This window comes from Amycolatopsis pithecellobii, from assembly GCF_009707865.1.
GTDB classification, from domain to species: domain Bacteria; phylum Actinomycetota; class Actinomycetes; order Mycobacteriales; family Pseudonocardiaceae; genus Amycolatopsis_E; species Amycolatopsis_E pithecellobii.
Map to the genome: position 1 here is coordinate 128,336 of NZ_WMBA01000001.1, position 16,148 is coordinate 144,483.

Annotated in this window: 18 protein-coding genes and 1 pseudogene; 12 read left to right on the plus strand and 7 right to left on the minus strand. The window is 67.9% G+C overall.

Annotated elements, in window-relative coordinates:
* Positions 1–3: 3 nt before the first annotated feature.
* Positions 4–1,386 carry an acyclic terpene utilization AtuA family protein gene (locus GKO32_RS00600; protein ID WP_154754747.1) on the plus strand — a complete coding sequence of 461 codons (1,383 nt, stop codon included), beginning with the start codon at positions 4–6 and terminating at the stop codon, positions 1,384–1,386.
* Positions 1,379–1,717 (plus strand): DUF4387 domain-containing protein, encoded by a 339-nt coding sequence (locus GKO32_RS00605; protein WP_154754748.1) that lies wholly within the window; start codon positions 1,379–1,381, stop codon positions 1,715–1,717. The genes GKO32_RS00600 and GKO32_RS00605 overlap by 8 nt, the downstream gene beginning before the upstream one ends.
* Positions 1,718–1,741: 24 nt before the next feature.
* Here GKO32_RS00605 and GKO32_RS00610 read toward each other — a convergent pair whose 3' ends face one another.
* The 7 genes and pseudogenes from GKO32_RS00610 to GKO32_RS00640 all read right to left on the minus strand — a co-directional run bounded on the left by GKO32_RS00610 (position 1,742) and on the right by GKO32_RS00640 (position 7,819).
* Positions 1,742–2,716 carry an amidohydrolase family protein gene (locus tag GKO32_RS00610; protein WP_246242971.1) on the minus strand — a complete coding sequence of 325 codons (975 nt, stop codon included), beginning with the start codon at positions 2,714–2,716 and terminating at the stop codon, positions 1,742–1,744.
* Positions 2,713–4,224 (minus strand): aldehyde dehydrogenase family protein, encoded by a 1,512-nt coding sequence (locus tag GKO32_RS00615; protein ID WP_154754750.1) that lies wholly within the window; start codon positions 4,222–4,224, stop codon positions 2,713–2,715. Before GKO32_RS00615 ends, GKO32_RS00610 begins: the two co-directional genes overlap by 4 nt.
* Positions 4,221–5,050, minus strand: a pseudogene (locus tag GKO32_RS38635) (amidohydrolase family protein). Before GKO32_RS38635 ends, GKO32_RS00615 begins: the two are co-directional and overlap by 4 nt.
* 9 nt (positions 5,051–5,059) lie before the next feature.
* Complete coding sequence (locus GKO32_RS00625) at positions 5,060–6,016, minus strand: LysR family transcriptional regulator (protein WP_312867378.1); 957 nt, start codon at positions 6,014–6,016, stop codon at positions 5,060–5,062.
* Positions 6,006–6,623: an enoyl-CoA hydratase-related protein gene (locus tag GKO32_RS00630; protein WP_208024223.1), complete on the minus strand. Its 618-nt coding sequence runs from the start codon at positions 6,621–6,623 to the stop codon at positions 6,006–6,008. The genes GKO32_RS00625 and GKO32_RS00630 overlap by 11 nt, the downstream gene beginning before the upstream one ends.
* 120 nt (positions 6,624–6,743) lie before the next feature.
* Positions 6,744–7,034 (minus strand): AMP-binding protein, encoded by a 291-nt coding sequence (locus tag GKO32_RS38640; RefSeq protein WP_208024224.1) that lies wholly within the window; start codon positions 7,032–7,034, stop codon positions 6,744–6,746.
* Complete coding sequence (locus GKO32_RS00640) at positions 7,031–7,819, minus strand: IclR family transcriptional regulator (protein WP_154754751.1); 789 nt, start codon at positions 7,817–7,819, stop codon at positions 7,031–7,033. Before GKO32_RS00640 ends, GKO32_RS38640 begins: the two co-directional genes overlap by 4 nt.
* A gap of 122 nt (positions 7,820–7,941) precedes the next feature.
* Here GKO32_RS00640 and GKO32_RS00645 point away from each other — a divergent pair, with 122 nt between their 5' ends.
* From GKO32_RS00645 to GKO32_RS00690, 10 genes are read left to right on the plus strand one after another with little or no spacing between them, the layout of a single operon-like run.
* The gene (locus GKO32_RS00645) at positions 7,942–8,157 is read left to right on the plus strand and encodes a tautomerase family protein (RefSeq protein WP_312867379.1); all 216 of its coding nucleotides are present in this window, start codon (positions 7,942–7,944) and stop codon (positions 8,155–8,157) included.
* Positions 8,150–8,947 carry a 2-keto-4-pentenoate hydratase gene (locus tag GKO32_RS00650; protein WP_154754752.1) on the plus strand — a complete coding sequence of 266 codons (798 nt, stop codon included), beginning with the start codon at positions 8,150–8,152 and terminating at the stop codon, positions 8,945–8,947. The genes GKO32_RS00645 and GKO32_RS00650 overlap by 8 nt, the downstream gene beginning before the upstream one ends.
* A 49-nt stretch (positions 8,948–8,996) precedes the next feature.
* Positions 8,997–9,479 (plus strand): nuclear transport factor 2 family protein, encoded by a 483-nt coding sequence (locus GKO32_RS00655; protein ID WP_154754753.1) that lies wholly within the window; start codon positions 8,997–8,999, stop codon positions 9,477–9,479.
* Positions 9,480–9,517: 38 nt separating this feature from the next.
* On the plus strand, positions 9,518–10,375 hold the full coding sequence (locus tag GKO32_RS00660) for a cupin domain-containing protein (protein ID WP_154754754.1): 858 nt from the start codon (positions 9,518–9,520) through the stop codon (positions 10,373–10,375).
* 2 nt (positions 10,376–10,377) lie between these two features.
* On the plus strand, positions 10,378–11,598 hold the full coding sequence (locus tag GKO32_RS00665; RefSeq protein WP_166459302.1) for a DUF3500 domain-containing protein: 1,221 nt from the start codon (positions 10,378–10,380) through the stop codon (positions 11,596–11,598).
* A 27-nt stretch (positions 11,599–11,625) separates the two neighbouring features.
* Entirely contained in the window at positions 11,626–12,786 is a 1,161-nt protein-coding gene (locus GKO32_RS00670) for a Rieske 2Fe-2S domain-containing protein (protein WP_154754756.1), read from the plus strand.
* Positions 12,786–13,820, plus strand: coding sequence for a branched-chain amino acid ABC transporter permease (locus GKO32_RS00675; RefSeq protein WP_154754757.1), 1,035 nt, complete (start codon positions 12,786–12,788; stop codon positions 13,818–13,820). The genes GKO32_RS00670 and GKO32_RS00675 overlap by 1 nt, the downstream gene beginning before the upstream one ends.
* Complete coding sequence (locus tag GKO32_RS00680) at positions 13,813–14,580, plus strand: ABC transporter ATP-binding protein (RefSeq protein WP_154754758.1); 768 nt, start codon at positions 13,813–13,815, stop codon at positions 14,578–14,580. Before GKO32_RS00675 ends, GKO32_RS00680 begins: the two co-directional genes overlap by 8 nt.
* Entirely contained in the window at positions 14,567–15,274 is a 708-nt protein-coding gene (locus GKO32_RS00685; protein WP_154754759.1) for an ABC transporter ATP-binding protein, read from the plus strand. The genes GKO32_RS00680 and GKO32_RS00685 overlap by 14 nt, the downstream gene beginning before the upstream one ends.
* Positions 15,271–16,146, plus strand: a complete 876-nt coding sequence (locus GKO32_RS00690) for a branched-chain amino acid ABC transporter permease (RefSeq protein WP_154754760.1) — start codon at positions 15,271–15,273, stop codon at positions 16,144–16,146. The genes GKO32_RS00685 and GKO32_RS00690 overlap by 4 nt, the downstream gene beginning before the upstream one ends.
* Positions 16,147–16,148: the final 2 nt, after the last annotated feature.

Consider the following 16,148-nt stretch of genomic DNA (forward strand, 5'->3'; position numbering starts at 1 on the left):
AACATGCACAACGAACCGGTGAAGTCCGTCCGGGTCCTGTCGCCGGGCGGAATGCTCGGCGCCGGCTGGGACCACGCGACGGTCGAGCGCGGCATCGCACTGGGCGCCGACGTGATCAGCATCGATGCCGGATCCACGGACTCCGGTCCCTATTACCTCGGCTCGGCGACCCCCAAGACAGCGGCCAAGGCGGTGGCGCGCGACCTGCGCAGCCTGCTGACGGCGGCCTCCGGCGCGGGCATACCCGTGATCGTGGGCTCGTGTGGCACGAGCGGGACCGACAGCGGCGTCGACTGGGTTGCCGGTATCGCCGCCGAGGTGATGGCCGAGGAAGGCCTGGATCTGACGGTCGCGAAGATCTACAGCGAGCAGAACGCCGCTGAGCTGAAGGAGTGTCTCAACGCCGGCCGGATCCACCCGCTGCCGCCGTTGGGGGAGCTGCGGGCGGAGACCATCGAAAGCTGTACTCACATCGTCGGCGCGATGGGCCACGAGCCGATCGTCGAGGCGCTGCGTGCGGGCGCCCAGGTCGTGCTCGCCGGCCGTGCCACCGACACGGCGGTCGCGGCCGCCTATCCGCTCATGAAGGGGATGCCGCCGGGGCCCACGTGGCATGCCTCGAAGATCATCGAGTGCGGCGGCCAATGCACCAGCAATCCGCGCGCGGGTGGGGTCCTCGCCACCATCGATGCCGAGGGCTTCACCATCGAGCCCCTCGATCCCACGGCGGCGTGCACGCCGATCCTGGTGGCCGCCCACATGCTCTACGAGACCGTGAATCCGTTCGAGATGCGAGAGCCCGACGGCACCCTCGACGTCCGCGACGCCCAGTACATCGCCGTCGACGACCGGATCGTCCGGGTCGAAGGGTCGAAGTTCCACGTCGCCGATCAATACACCATCAAGCTGGAGGGCGCCCGGATCACGGGCTACGAGACGATGTCGTTCACGGCGATCCGGGACCCGCTCATTCTCGCCGATATCGACGCCTGGGCGGACCTGATGCGCACGATGCTCGCGCAGCGGGTGGGCCAGACGCTGGGGCTGGCTGCCGACGAATACGCCTTCGACCTCCGCCTCTACGGCCACAACGCGGTCCTCGACGACCTCGAGCCCGAGAGCGGGCCGCCCCGCGAGGTAGGGGTGATGTTGCTCGTCAACGCGTCCGACCAGGCGACCGCCACGGCGGTCGCGAAGGTCGCCAACCCGATGATGCTGCACCTGCCGGCACCGGCGATGGACTACCTGCCGAGCCTCGCCTTCCCGTCCTCGCCGGCCGAGGCCGAACGCGGCGCGGCGTATGAGTTCGTGCTGAACCATGTCGTGGACTGCGACAGCCCCACGAGCCTGTTCCGGATCGAGATCGAGGAGAAGACCCATGCCTGAGACCACCCTCGCGGACCTCGCGCATGAGGTCCGGTCCAAGAACGCCGGCCCGTTCTGGGTCACCATGGAAGTGTTCCTGCGCGACGCCGACGGCTACCGGATCGCCGCGGACGAGTCGTTCCTCAACGAGCGCGTGATCGCGGAGCTGTACCGGGTGGAGGAGAGCACGATCCAGATCTTCCGGATCCCGTCGCTCAACGTTGTGAAGATCTCCTTCCCCCGCCCGCTCAGTCAGGGATCGCTGCGCGACCGGGACACGCATGCCGGCCAGCACCACGTCCCCCTCGCACGCATGCCGATCACGACACTCGCCGATCGCGCGGATCGCTGACGACCTCGCAGATCGATGATCACCTCATCGATCTGCGCCGCTACGCGGGCCGGCCAAGCGGTGCGCGGCGGTGGGGAAGAGATCGAGCGCGCGTCGTCCGATCAGCTCCGCCTGGGCTGGGGTGATGTTCGACGAGTTTCGCAGAGCGGCGATGTTGGCGGCGATGGTGTGGTCGTCGCTGCAGGGGACGCCGGCGTCGCCGCCGTACAGGATGTGGTCGACGGGGACCATGGTCAATGCGGCGGCGAGGTTGGGGTCGGTGCCGGAGGCGGCGGTGTCGAGGTAGAGGTGGCTCAGCTGCTCGGCAATATGCGCTGCGGTGAACCGGTCGCCGTCGGGCACCCAGGGCTGGGTGCCGAGCAGGCCGAGACGTCCGGAGAGGGCCGGGAGTGCGCCGCCGCAGTGGGCGAGGATGAAACGGATATCGGGGTGGCGGTGGAATATGCCTCGGTAGAGCATGGCGACGACGGTGCGGGTCGTGTCGAACGCGACCTCCACCAGTGGGGTGGGCAGGCCGAGTTCGGGCCGCCTCGTCGTGTCAGGGTGCACGAACACGACCGCGCTACGCCGGTTCAGCTCATCCCATACCGGTTCCAGCGCGGGGTCGGACAGATTGACGCCGTGGTAGGTCGTGCTCACCGCCCAGCCGTCCGGCCGCAGGGCCGAGTCCGCCCTGGCGATCTCCGTAAGCGCGGCTTGCGGGTCGTCGGTGGGCAGTGCAGCCAGCAGGCCGAAGCGACCAGGGTGCTCAGTGACGAGTTCGGCGCCGTAATCGTTCGAGGTGCGTAGCGCGTCGTGGGTTTGCGGCACCGCGCTCAGCAGTTGCATCGCCACCCCTGTCCGGTCCATCGACCGCAGGGCGCCTTCGACGGTCCAGTGGTAGGGCTGCGGTGCGAGGAAACACAGCTCACGCATGGCGGTCAAGGCGGTGTGCCGCTGCTCCTCGGTGGTCGGCGGGGTGAAGTGCGCGTGCACGTCCACCCAGTTCCCAGTGCTCAACGGTCTTCCTTCCGGTCCGGGGTCGTGGTGACGTCGAGCGACGGCTGCCATCGGGGTATCGGCCCGAGCCCGTTGGGGATGCGCAGGCTCTTGGCGTAGCCGAACTCGTGCAGTGTCTCGCGGGCGTGCTCGCGGCCGTAGCCGCTGGCTCCGGTCCCGCCGAACGGAACTCCGACCGCGGCCCTGTTGTAGTGGTTGATGAAAACAAGGCCCGCGCGGATCGCGTTGCCGACCCGCAGCGCGCGTTCGTGGTCGCCGCTGAACACGCCCGCGACGAGTCCGAAGGGGGTGCCGTTGGCGATGCGGACGGCTTCCTCCTCGCCGCTGAACGGGATCATCGTGACCACAGGTCCGAAGATCTCCTCGTTCGCCACCCGCATCGCGGGCGTGACCTGTGTCAGCAGTGTCGGCGGCACGTGGTATCCACCGGCCAGCCGCCGGTCCGCAGGCAACTCGGCCTGCGCGAAGAGCACCGCTCCCTCGGCACGGCCGATGTCGAGATAGTCCAGCACCCGGCGTTGCTGTTCGGGTGTCACGAGCGGCCCGACGTGCGTGGCAGGATCGGCGCCGTCGCCCACCGTCAGCCTCCGCACGGCCCGCGCCACGCGATCGGCCACCTCGTCATAGATGGACGCGTGCACGAGCAGGCGCGACGCGGCGGTGCACGCCTCACCCTGGTTGAAGTAGCCGCCCTCGATGAGCCACGGCACGACCGAGTCCAGATCGGCGTCGTCGAAGACGACGAACGGGTTCTTGCCGCCGAGTTCGAGCAGCGCCGGGGTGAGGTTGTCGGCCGCCGTTTTCAGCACGGATACGCCGGTTGCCGGGGCGCCGGTGAAGGAGATCTTCCCGACGAGCGGGTGCCCGGCGAGCGCGGCGCCGACCGGGCCGCGGCCCGCCACGACGTGGACCACGTCGTCAGGGACGACCTCCGTGATCAGCTCGATCAGCCGGAGCACCGACAGCGGTGCCTGCTCCGGTGGTTTGAGCACGACGCCGTTGCCGACGGCGAGTGCCGGGGCGAGCTTGCCCGCGGTGTGGATGGGCGGCCCGTTGAACGGCACGATCGCCCCGATCACGCCATAGGGCTCGAGGGTCGTGATGTCGAGCAGTGGCCCGTTGTTCGCCGCGGCGCTCGGCGGCGTCGTGATCAGCCCGGCGAACAGGTCGAAGATCGTGGCAGCCGCGACCAGGTCGAAACCCGCCGCCTGGCTCGTCGGCTTGCCGTTGTCACTGGTCTCGATGGCGGCGATCTCCGCGGCGTGGTCGCGGATCGTGTCGGCGATCCGGCGCAGGACGGCGCCACGCTCGGCGGGCGAGCGGCGGCGCCACGCCGGCTGACCCTGATGTGCGGCTCGCACCGCGGCGTCGACCTGGTCCGGGCCGGCGCCCTGGATCGTGGCGATGGCCTCGCCGGTGGCCGGGTTGTGGACCGTGAACCGGTCGGCCGGGTCAGGCGACGACCAGCGCAGCCGGGTCACGGCCGGTGTCGCGGTCGAGATTGTCATGAGGTCTCCCTAGCTGTTGGTTGCCTTGTGGGGGTGAGCCCGATGCGGGCGGCGTTGCCGCCCTCGATGGCCTCGATGACCGCGCGGCCGAGGCCGGCAGCGTGCAGCCGCTCAGCGGGGTCGGGCACGCCCATGTCGAACGGGAAGTCGGAGCCGAGCAGGATGTGTTCCGGACCGAACACGTCGACGAGCCGTCGCAGCGCGGCCGGCTCGTAAACCAGGCGTGCCACGCGTGGTCGGCGCGGAACCGCTCCAGGACCCCGCGGACGATGAGATGGGAGAGGGCGACGGCGTGTTCGACGCTGTTGGCCAGATACCAGCGCGCGAGCCGCTCGTCGAGCGTGCATCCCCACGGGTGCACGAAGATCACCGCACCGAGCTCCGCGGCACGTGCCCACAATTCGTCGTAGCGGCGATCGGACAGTTCGATCGGCGGACCACCATCCGGATCGGATGCCTGTGTGGCGATCTCGATGCCGCGAAGCCCCCGGGCCAGCGCGTCGTCCAGCGCTTCGACTGTCCACTTCGGAAACTGCTGGGGCACGATCCCGAGCCCGGTGAGCCGGCCGGGGCGGTGGGCAAGCTCGCGGGCCGCACCGGGATCGGTGATCCAGTGGTGGTATTGCGAGCCGCCGCAGGCCGAGCGCGATCTGCTCGGCATGCCCTGGCAGCGTGCGAGCCATCGTTTCGACGTCCGCGGCCCACATATGCGCGTGGACATCGACGACGGGGTGATCCACCGGAGGGTGCTCCTTTCAGGGGGTGCACCCTTCACCGTGCCCTCCGCCCGGCCCGGAACGTAGGGCATATCGCGCATGGGGAGCATGCGCCGGAGCTATACCCGCTGGTCGCTCAGCACGCCCCGCAGCCACCGGTGCCCCGGGTCGTGGTCGTGCACCGGATGCCACCAGAACGCCTCGGTCAGCGGCACCATCTCGAACGGGAACTCCAGTACCCGGATGCCGGCCTGCTCGGCCGCCGCGACCCGGCTGGGCACGACGCCGATCGCGTCCGTGCCGCGAACGAGCCGGGGCACGACGAGGAAGGACTCCGCGACGGCGGCGATCCGGGGCACGATCCCGAGTAGCTCCAGTTGGCGCCAGGCGGGCGGGCGGCTTGCCTGTCCGGTGAAGGTCGCGATCCACGGCAGCCGTTCCAGATCCTGCCTTGTCAGCTTTTCGCCGACCGATTGGTTGTCTGCGGCGACCACGCATACCCACCGGTCCGTGTGAACGTCCACAGAGGACGCGAGCGTGAGATATCCGTGCGGCAGCAGGACGCCGTCGACGGTCCGCAGGTATTCGTCCTCGTGTTCCAGCAGTTCGGTGGTGACCGGCAGGAAGCGCAGGCCCACGCCGGGGGCAAGGCTGCGGACCCGGCGGAACAACTCGGCTCCCGCCGTGGCGATCCCGTGATCGGACGACGCGATGGTGAAGGAACGGGTCGAGGTCTCCGGCGAGAAGGTCGTTTCCGCGGCGAACGTCCGGTCGACGGCCTCGACCGCGGCCGCGGCCAGGGGACGCAACCGCTCCGCGAACGCCGTCAGCCGGTAGGAGTTGCCGGTCCGTTCCAGCAATGGGTCGCCGAAGTGCCGGCGCAGTCGCCGCAACGACCTCGACAACGTCGGCTGGGTCCGTCCCAGCCGCGCCGCCGCCGCGGTGACGCTGAGCTCGCTCAACAACGCGTGCAGCGCCTGGAGCTGGGTGGAGTCCAGGCCGAACGAGAGCAAGGCATCGCCGCGCCGGGCAGGCTTGTCCTGGTTGGCAGCGCCCGGCACGGCGTCAGTCGCCACTGTAGATCGGGCTCCGTTTCTCCAGGGCCGCGTTGACTGCTTCTTTCGCGTCGCGGTAGGCCGACAGTTCGCCGGACAGGCCCTGCTCGTAGGTGTATCCGTCGCGAAGGCTCCGGTATTCGATCTCGTTCAGGCTCCGCTTGGCGAATTTCAGGGTGACGGGGCTGTGCCGGCTCATGAGGCGGGCGACCTGATGAGCCGTATCGAGTAGTTCGGAGTGGGACACCACCTCGAGCACACCGCCGAACTTGGACAATCGCGAGGCGTGCTTCGCGCCACCCATCATTCCGACGTTGACTTCGGGCAGCCCGAATCGCGCACCGTCCGCCGCGACAACCACGTCACAACTCGCCGCGATACACAGACCGGTGCCGAGTGCGGCACCGTTCACCGCGCCCACAACCGGAATCGGGCACTCCCGGATGGCCCAGAACGTGTTCCGCACATTCTCCATCCGCTCGGCCGCATTGCCGGGACTCGGTGAAGGGAATTCGGCGAGGTCGTTCCCGGCGCAGAAATGCTTTCCCTGCCCGGTGAGCACGACAACCGCGGCGCCGGGCAGCCGTCGGAGGATGTCCTGGAAGAACTCCCGCACCTCCGTGTACATCTCCTGCGTGAATGCGTTGACCGGTGGGGGGCAAGCCAGACGGTGGCGATGTTGTCGTCGAGTTCCCATTTCAGGAATTCGCTGTCGGGCATGTTCGGTCCTCTTTCCGGATCTGTGGGGTCAGGATGGTTCGCCTTCGGCGCCGTAGGAGGTCCAGCCGCTGTCGGCGATCGTGACGAAGCCGTCCTCGTCCATCGTTGCCAAGTCGCCGGTCCGGACCCAGCCGTCGGACGTGAACGCCTCCTCGTCGAGCTCGCTGTCCAGATAACCGAGGAACATTTCGGGGCCGCGCAACCAGAGTTCGCCGACGGCACCCAAAGCACGCCCATCCGTTTTCGCGCGTTTGCCGAGCGGGTCGTCCGGTCCGCTCGAGACGGCCGTGGGGTACTCCGTCGACCCAGAGGCGATCACTCGAGGTGCTTGCTGATCTCGTCCGCCGCCGCCAGGACCGTGGCCGCGGTGCGCTGAAGTTGTGGTTCGTCGTAGTGGTGTTCGAGTCCTGCGACGGAGATCGCGCAGACGGCGGCCCCGGAGCGGTCGCGGACGACCGCTCCCAGTGACGCGACACCGCGAGTGATGCCTGCCCGGTTCAGCGCCCATCCTCGTTGGCGAATCAGGGCGACGCCTTCGCGGACGTCGTCGGCGGTCCGGTCGCCGCGCAGGGTGTGCCAGTCGTTGTTGTGCGCGAGGTATTGCTCGATGTCGCTGTCACTGAGCGCGCTCATCAGAGCTTGGGGGGCCGCCCCGATGTGCATGGGCAACCATTCCCCCGTCGTCCACGACAGTACGTCCACCTCGGGGCCGGGAATCCGGAAAAGACACCGCGCCCCCCATCCCTCTCGAATCGCGAGCAGGACGCTTTGCCGGATCTCGTCCCTCAGGTTCATCAGTGTGGGCTCGGCGATTTTGATGATGCTCATTCCGCTCCGGACGGCGGCGCCGTACTGCAGCAATTTCATGCCGAGGTGGTATTTGCCCGTTGAGGCGTCGCGCGACAGCAGCCCTGTCACCTCGAGTGAGGTGAGGAGCCGGAACGCGGTGCTCCGGTTGGTGCCGATCGCGGCGGCGACCTCGGTGGGGGTCAGCCCGCCGGTGACGGGCAGGAGCGCGTCGAGCGTCTTGACCGCCTTCTCGATCACGGCGATCCGCGAGCCGGCCGACCGTCCGTTGTCGCCCTCCGCGGCGTCCTCTGTCATCGATTCGCTCCCTGGCTTCCCGTGTGCTTGCCACCGCTTGCGACGGACGTTACATTGTTCATATTACGAGACTAGATCTCGTATTGCGAGATGTCAACGATCACATTCAAGGGAGTTGGCCTGTGCCTCAGGTGGCGATTCAAGTGCGTGGTGGCCGGGAGCCGGAGAGCATCCGGCGGCTGATCAGTGCGGTGACCGAGGCCGTGGTCACGACGCTGGATGCTGCGCCGGCGACGGTGCGCGTGATCGTGACCGAAGTGCCCACGACCCACTGGGCCAACGGCGATGTGACGCTCGCTGAAGCGGCGCTCGTGAGCGGGAGCGCGGTCCATGACTGAGCCGACGGCGCTCGCCGCCGGACTGGACGACGCCCGGCGGAACGGGCGCGCGATCGACCAGTTCGCCGGGCGGATCGGGCTGACCCTGGGCAAGGCCTACGACGTGCTGCTGCGCGGAATCGACCTGCGCCGCGAACGTGGTGAGCGGGTCGTCGGTCTGAAGCTTGGCTTCACCAGCAAGGAAAAGGCCGTTCAGATGGGAGTGTCCGATGTCATCCTCGGAGTGCTCACCGACCGGATGCGTGTCGTGGACGCCGCCGAACTCGACCACGATTCGCTGATCCATCCGCGCGTCGAACCGGAGATCGCGTTCCGGCTCGCCGATGACGTCCCTGCGGATGAGCCACTGCTTCCCCATGTCACCCATGTCGCGGCGGCGGTCGAGGTCATCGACAGTCGTTACCGGGACTTCTCGTTCAGCCTCGCTGATGTGGTCGCGGACAACACTTCCGCCAGTCACTTCGCCGTGGGGGAGTGGCGCGAGGTCACCGACGAGATGAAATCCGGCGGGCTGTCGAACCTCACGGTCGAGCTTTTCGTCGACGGAGATCGCGCGGCTTCGGGCTCGACGCAAGCCATTCTCGGCGACCCCTTGGCGTCTCTGGTAGCCGCGACCAGGCTGGCGGCCCGCCACGGCCATCCGTTGGCGGCCGGGCACATCGTGCTCGCCGGCTCGGCCACGGCGGCGATTCCGCTGCCCGCGCGGGCGCGCATCGAGGTCAAGGTCGAAGGGATCGGCGCCGTCTCGCTGAGGACGACATCGCGCGCGATGACCGGGACGGTGCGCTAATGGTCTGGACCTTATCTGTAGCGGCTGGCGGCATGCGGCGAGGTGCGGCATGACGGCCGACATCGAGCGCCGGACGGACGCTGGTGCCGGGGAAGACCGGCCACGGCTGCGTGCGGAGCTGATGTCGATCCTGACCGGCCTCTGGTACGAGATCGACCACAAGGGCGGCACGTCCGCCGCGGCGTTCTTCACTCCCGAGGCCGAACTGCGCTTCTCCAACGCGATATTCCAAGGCACAGCGGAAATCGCGCAGGTCTACGCCGAACGGAGCGCCCGTGGACCACGGGTCTCCCGGCACCTCGTGACGAACCTGCACCTGCTCGAGGTCGAGGCCGAACGGGTGCGCGCGGTGTCGGTCCTGCTGCTCTTCGGCGAGGACGGCGAGCCGCCCCGGCCGTCGACCCTGCCCGTGTTGGTCGGCGACGTTTTCGACGAGTTCGAGCTCCGGGACGGGCGGTGGCTGATCAGCTCGCGCTGGATCCAGAACCTCTTCATCGGCACGGCCACCGAGCTGGCCGTGCCACAGGACTGACGTGCGGTGACGACTCACCGCGAAAGGACGGGACAGCGATGAACCTCGATGTGGCGGTGCCATGGTCACCGGCCTTCTTCGAGCTCAACGGCGAGTACATCGCGGTCGACCGGCACCAGGGCCAGCACTCCTGGTACGTGCGCGGGCAGAACTTCGTCGCTGTCGTGAGCTGGGCAGCGGATGGTGAGGTGCTCCGCGAGCCCGCGGCCCCGGACGAGCACGCGATCCTTGTGCCGGCAGGAAGCGCGGTCGACGTCACCAGTTACCGTGGCGAGCGCGTTGTCGCGACGGGTCCGGCGCTGGTTGTGGCGCCCGCGGGACAAGTCGAGGTGACGGTCCGCCGTGCCGGGTATGTGGTCCGGATCTTCAGCGCGCGTGGCGAAGTGGCCGCCAAAGCGGTCAACCACTCGACGTACTCGACCGCCAATCCCCGGATTGTGCCGCTGCCGCCTGCGCCCGTCGCGGGTCCGGGTGGGCTTCGAGTGGTCTCACTGGCCGATGTTGCCGAGGTGCCGGGGCGGCTGGGACGGATTTACCGGACCGACTCCCTGATGATCAACTGGTTCGCACCCCAGGACGGTCCACGGGACACCGACGCGCTTTCCCCGCACTCGCATGACGATTTCGAGCAGGCGTCGATCACGGTCGCCGGTGACTACATCCACCACATCCGGCGGCCCTGGACCAGGCGTATGCGGGACTGGCGGCCGGACGAGCACGTCCAGGTCACCAGCCCCTCGGTCACGCTGATCCCACCGGGAAACGTCCACACCACCCGTGCTGTCGGCCGCGGCCGGCACCAGTTGATCGACGTGTTCGCCCCGCCGCGTTCCGACTTCATCGAGCGGGGCTGGGTGCTGAACCAGGCCGAGTACGAGCCCCCGAAGGAGAAATGAGAATGACGTTCAGTGCACTTCGGGGCGTCGGCGCTCGCAAGCCCGAACTGCCCGTGGTCGACGGAATCCTGTTCGGCGAGCCCCTGCTGGATCCGGTGGCGGCCTACGAGCTCTCGGCGGCGTTGCGGAACCACCAGCAGCCCTATGTCGGAGTGACGACGGACGGCACTGTCCACAATGGTCTCTACCGGCTCGCCGACACCGGCGTCAGCGCCAAGGCCGCCGTCGATGCCGCGCGGGCGTTCCTCGCCCTGCTGCCGGACAACGAGCGCATGGTCGCGCGATTGGCCATCGACTCCGACGACTGGCGACTGTGGACGAACGCCTTCCCCATGTGGAACCCGAAAGGGCTTCGCCTGGAGCGCATCTCCAAGGAGAAGCGCGACCTGGCGCTCGAGATCGTCAAGGCCAGCCTCAGCGAGGAGGGCTATGAGTCCGTGCGGAACGCGATGAAGCTCAATGGGGCTCTGGGCGAGCTGATCGGGGCCTACCAGGACACGCTGACCGAGTTCGCCTACCACTTCACCATCTTCGGCGAACCGGGCGACGCCGAGCCGTGGGGCTGGCAGCTCATGGGCCACCACGTGGACCTCAACTGCGTGTTCGTCGGCACGCAGTTGGTCCTTGCCCCGGTCTTCCTGGGCGCGGAGCCGAATTTCGCCCTCTCCGGTCAATACGCCGGGACCCGTGTCCTGGACCTCGAGACCGAGCGTGGTCTGAACCTACGGCGAGCACTGACCAGTTCCCAGGAGGACGCGTTCCTGCTGGGCGACTCGCTCCTTTCCAAGGACCTGCCCGAGGAGCTCGGCGGGCCGTTCAACGGCCGCCATCTCGCCGGGGCGGGCCAGGACAACCTCGTCCTGCCCTACGAGGGCATTCGCGGTGACGAGCTCAGCTCGGATCAGCAGAAGCTGCTGCTCGAGCTGGTCGATGTCTACCTCAGCCGGATGCCCTCGGGCCACGCACGGCTGAAGCGGCGCCAGATCGAGGACCATTTCGACGAGACCCGGTTCGTCTGGCGCGGGAAGCACGACGACACCAGCGCCTTCTATTACCGCATCCATTCGCCGGTGCTGCTGGTCGAGTACGACAACCACCCGGGCATCTTCCTCGACAACGAAGAGCCTGAACGCTTCCACATCCACACCATCGTGCGGGAGCCGAACGGCAATGACTACGGCAAGGACCTGTTGGCGCAGCATTACGCGCTCCACCACTCGTAGCGCACCGCTCAAGTAAGGAAGTCACCGATGACTGCAGTCGTTCCTCCGGAGCCGACCACCGAAGCACTCAGCCCGTTCGAGACCGGGCCCGGCACGCCTGCCGGAAAATATCTGCGCAGCTTCTGGCAGCCGGTGCGGCTGTCTCAGGACCTGCTCGAGGGGCAGACCCAGCCCATCGCGGTGATGGGCGAGAAGTTCACGCTCTACCGCGGCGTGGGCGGGAAACCGGTGGTGACCCAGGCCGGCTGCGCCCACCGGCAGACGCTGCTCTCGGTCGGTCATGTCGAGGGCGACTCGATCCGGTGCATGTTCCACGGATGGAAGTTCGGCGCCGACGGCCACTGTGAGGAAGCACCGGGCCAGAGCCCGAGCCTCGTCGAGCGCACGAGGATCCGCACCTACCCGGCTCATGAGGCGTATGGCGTGGTCTTCGCCTACTTCGGAGACGGCGAGCCGCCACGCTTCCCCGACATCGCCGGCTTTTCCGAGAAGCACGGCAAGGACATGATGTCGGCACTGGTGCTGGACTGCGGCACCTACCGGCGCAACTGCAACTACTACGTCAACGTCGAGAACGCTCTTGACTTGGCGCACGTCCCTTATACCCACCGGATTTCGTCGGACCCCACCATCACCGAGGTGGGCTTTTCGCCCGACGTCGCCTTCGTTCGTGACGTCACCGTGGAGCGGTTCGACTTCGGAGTGCGGGCGATCGAGGTCATCGATGGCGACGCGCCGACCGTCTCGACCGTCATGCTCCCGAACGCCATGCACCTCATCGTCGGTCAGCGGGACGGCTACCTCGAGCAGGTCGCCTGGCGGGTGCCGATCGACGACGAATCGCATCTGAGCTTCCAGATCAGCGCGCTGCACACCGATGAGGAGGGAAAGAGGCGCTACTACGAGTACAAGGCCCGTCGGAGTGAGCTCGTTGCGAAGTACCCCTCGACCGAGGTGTGCGCCGAGCAGATCCTGCGCGGCGAGAAGACGCTGCTCGACTTCGCCGATCACCCCGATCTGGTCAACATGGAGGACCACGTCGCTCAGATGGGGATGCAGTTCATCACCGACCGGGGCAAGGAGAACCTCGCTCAGTCCGACAAGGCTGTCATCCAACTGCGGCGCATGTTCATGAGCAGGCTGGCCGACTTCGTGGCCGGCGCACCGACCCCGGCCGGTGACTGGTGATGACGCTGACTCACTCGGCCGCACAGTCCGCGAAGGCTCCGGACCCGTCTGGAGCCGGCGGCGGCGGCGCGCGTTCAGGAGTCGGACGGGTGGTCGCCTGGTGGCAGCCCGCCGCGATCCTCGTCTGGATCCTGGTCGGCACCCCGCTGTTCGGGAGCTCCACCGTCTACCCCCTGTTGGTGCTCGCCGGGGTCTACGGTATCGCCGTCGTCGGGGTGTCCCTGCTCGCGGGGCTCGGTGGGCAGATCACGTTGGGGCACGCGGTATTCATGGCCATGGGCGGCTACGCGTCCGCGCTGTCGACGGCGAAGTGGGGCCTGCCGCCGCTGGCCGGTTTCGTCATCGGTGTGGCGGCGGCCCTGGTGCTGGCGCTCATCACCAGCCCGATCCTGCGGCTCCGGGGCTGGTATCTCGCGATGGCGACGATCGCGATCTCCTTCATGTTGCAGCAGGTGATCGTCAACCTGAAGTCCTTTCTCGGTGGGAACAACGGCATCTTCGGCATTCCGCCGCTTTCCGTGGCCGGGGCCGAAGTGAGCGGTGAGACGTCGTATTTCGTTCTCGTGTGGACAGTCGTCCTGGTGTTGTTCCTGCTCGGCCGCAACATCGCCCGATCCCGGTTCGGCCGCTCCCTGATCGCCATCCACAAAGACGCCGACTCGGCGTCCACCGCGGGCATCAATCCGGCGCGCGCCAAGGCGGTGCTGTGGTTGGTCGCGTCCGTCCCCGCGGCGATCGCGGGTTCGCTGTTCGCCCACTACAGCATGTTCATCGCCCCCACCGACTTCGCGTTTTCGACGTCGCTGTTGCTTTTCGCGGCCGTCGTCGTCGGTGGGGAGCGGAGTATCTTCGGCGGGCTCGTCATGGTGACCGTCCTGGTCGCGATCTCCGCCTACGCGTCACAGACGTTGACCACGGATCTCGTCGAGGCGACGGCCATGATCGTCGTCTATCTCGTTTCGCCGCAAGGACTCGCGGGCCTCGGCACGGCGCTGGTGAACCGCGTTCGTGGCAGGGGGAGGCGACATGCTTGAGAGCCGTTACCTGTCCGTCGAGTTCGGTGGCGTGGCCGCGCTCGCCGACGTGACATTCACGGTGGCCGAGCGGTCCGTCCTCGGCTTGATCGGTCCCAACGGTGCGGGAAAGTCCACGTTCATCGGCGCCGCGAGCGGCGTGGTGCTCCCGAGCGGGGGAACCGTCACCTGGCGCGGCGCGACGCTGGCCGGAAAGCGTCCGGACCAGATCGCCCGGCTCGGCGTGGGCCGGACCTTCCAGCACGCACGGCTTTTCCCCGGCCTCACGGCGCTGGAGAACGTGATGATCGGGAGCCATCTCGCCGGCCGGTCCGGCGTCTTCAGTGCGATGCTGCGCATTCCCCGGTGGCGCAAGGACGAAGAGGTGCTGCGGGCTGCCGCGGTGGAGGCCATGGAAGCCGTGCACGCGCTCCACCTCGCACATCGCCTGAGCGAGGACCTCACCGCCGGCCAACAACGGCTGGTCGCCGTCGCCCGCGCCCTGGCCGGCGGGCCGTCGTTGCTGTTCCTCGACGAGCCGGCGGCCGGGCTGACGGATGCGGAACGGGAACTGCTCGCCGAGGACCTCAAGGGGTACTTCGCGACGCATGACCTGACCGTCCTGCTGGTCGAGCACAACCTGGGATTCCTGATGTCGCTGGTGTCGCGAATCGTGGTGTTCGACCGCGGTGCAGTCCTCGCGGAGGGAACCCCGGCCGGGATCCGCGCCGATCCGGCCGTCGTCGACGCCTATCTGGGAGCCGATCATGCTGTGCGGTAAGGGTTTGGTCGCGGGCTACCTGGGCGCGCCGGTGCTCCACGAGGTCAGCATCGACGTGCGGCGGGGCGAGGTCTTCTGCCTCCTCGGCGCGAACGGCGCGGGCAAGAGTACGACCGCGAAATGTCTGGCCGGGGCGCTCGGCCTGCGCGGCGGCCGAGTGACCATCGACGACGTCGACGTGACCGCGGCCGGCGCTCATGAGCGGGTGCGCCGCGGCGTTTCGCTCGTTCCGGAAGCGCGGCATCTCTTCGGCCGGTCGACCGTTCGCGACAACATCATGCTCGGCGGCTGGACGAAGTCACGGTCGCATCGGCCGGCATCGTTCGAGCGAGTCCTGGAGATGTTCCCTCAGTTGAAGCGTCTCCTGAAGAGCCGGGCGCGTGACCTGTCCGGCGGCGAACAGCAAATGGTGGCGATCGGGCGCGCGCTCATGGCGGACCCGCGCTACCTCATCTTGGACGAGCCGAGTCTCGGTCTCGCCCCGATCTACGTCGACGCCATCCTGCGGCAGGCGGCCGAACTCGCCCGGCAACGCGTCGGCATCCTCCTGATCGAGCAGAACGTCGGCAAGGCGCTGTCCATCGGTCACCGGGCAGCGGTGGTCGAGACCGGACGTGTCGTGCTGAGCGGCACGGCCGAGGAAGTGGCCGCGAATCCGTTGGTCGTCGATTCCTATTTGGGCGGTGCCGCATGAGCACGTTCCTCCAGCTCACGTTCGCCGGTCTGAGCGTCGGTGCGCTGTACATGCTGATCGCGTTCGGCATGGTGGTCACCTACCAGGTGTCGCGGGTCGAAAGCCTGGCGCAAGGCGGTTTCGTGGTCTACGGCGCGTTGGTGTTCACTACGGTGCACGACAGTCTCGGACTGCCTCTGATCATTGCGGTGCTCGCGAGTTCGCTTGTCTGCTCGGCGATTGCCGTCGTGTTGTACATCCTTGCCCTGAACCGGTTCGCGGGGCGGGGGAGTGTCGGACCGGTCGTCATGATGCTCGGTGGCGCCATCCTCTGTCAGGAGCTGGCGCGACGGTTCTGGGGCCTCAATGACCGTGGCGCCACACCGTGGCTCCCGCGCGAGCCTTTGCACGTTTTCGGGGCAACGGTGCTCCCCCATTCCCTGCTGATCTGGGCCGGCACCGCCGTTCTCGTCGGTTTGGGGTTCGCGCTCTTCGAACGGACGATGCTGGGCAAGGGTTTGCGCGCCGCGGCAGACGACGTCGAGGGCGCGCGGCTGGTGGGGATCAACACCAGGTTGATGCGGTTCTTCAGCTTCCAGGTCGCCGGTTTTTACGGGGCGGTGGCCGGCATCCTGCTGGCGCCTGTCATGCCTTTCGGGTGGTCGTGGGTCTTCCCGCTCGCCGTGATGGGTGCGATCGGGGCCATCGGCGGTCGCTGGGAGTACGTGCCGGTCGCGCTCGTGTCGCTCGCGATCGGCCTGTTCGCCGGCTACGCGGGCGGCTACGTGTCAACGGCATGGCAGAACGTCTACGTCTACGGGGCTTTCATCGTCGTTCTCCTTGTGCTGCGCGAAGGCAAGCGCGCAGGTTCCCGCCGGCGCTTACGCAGCTGACC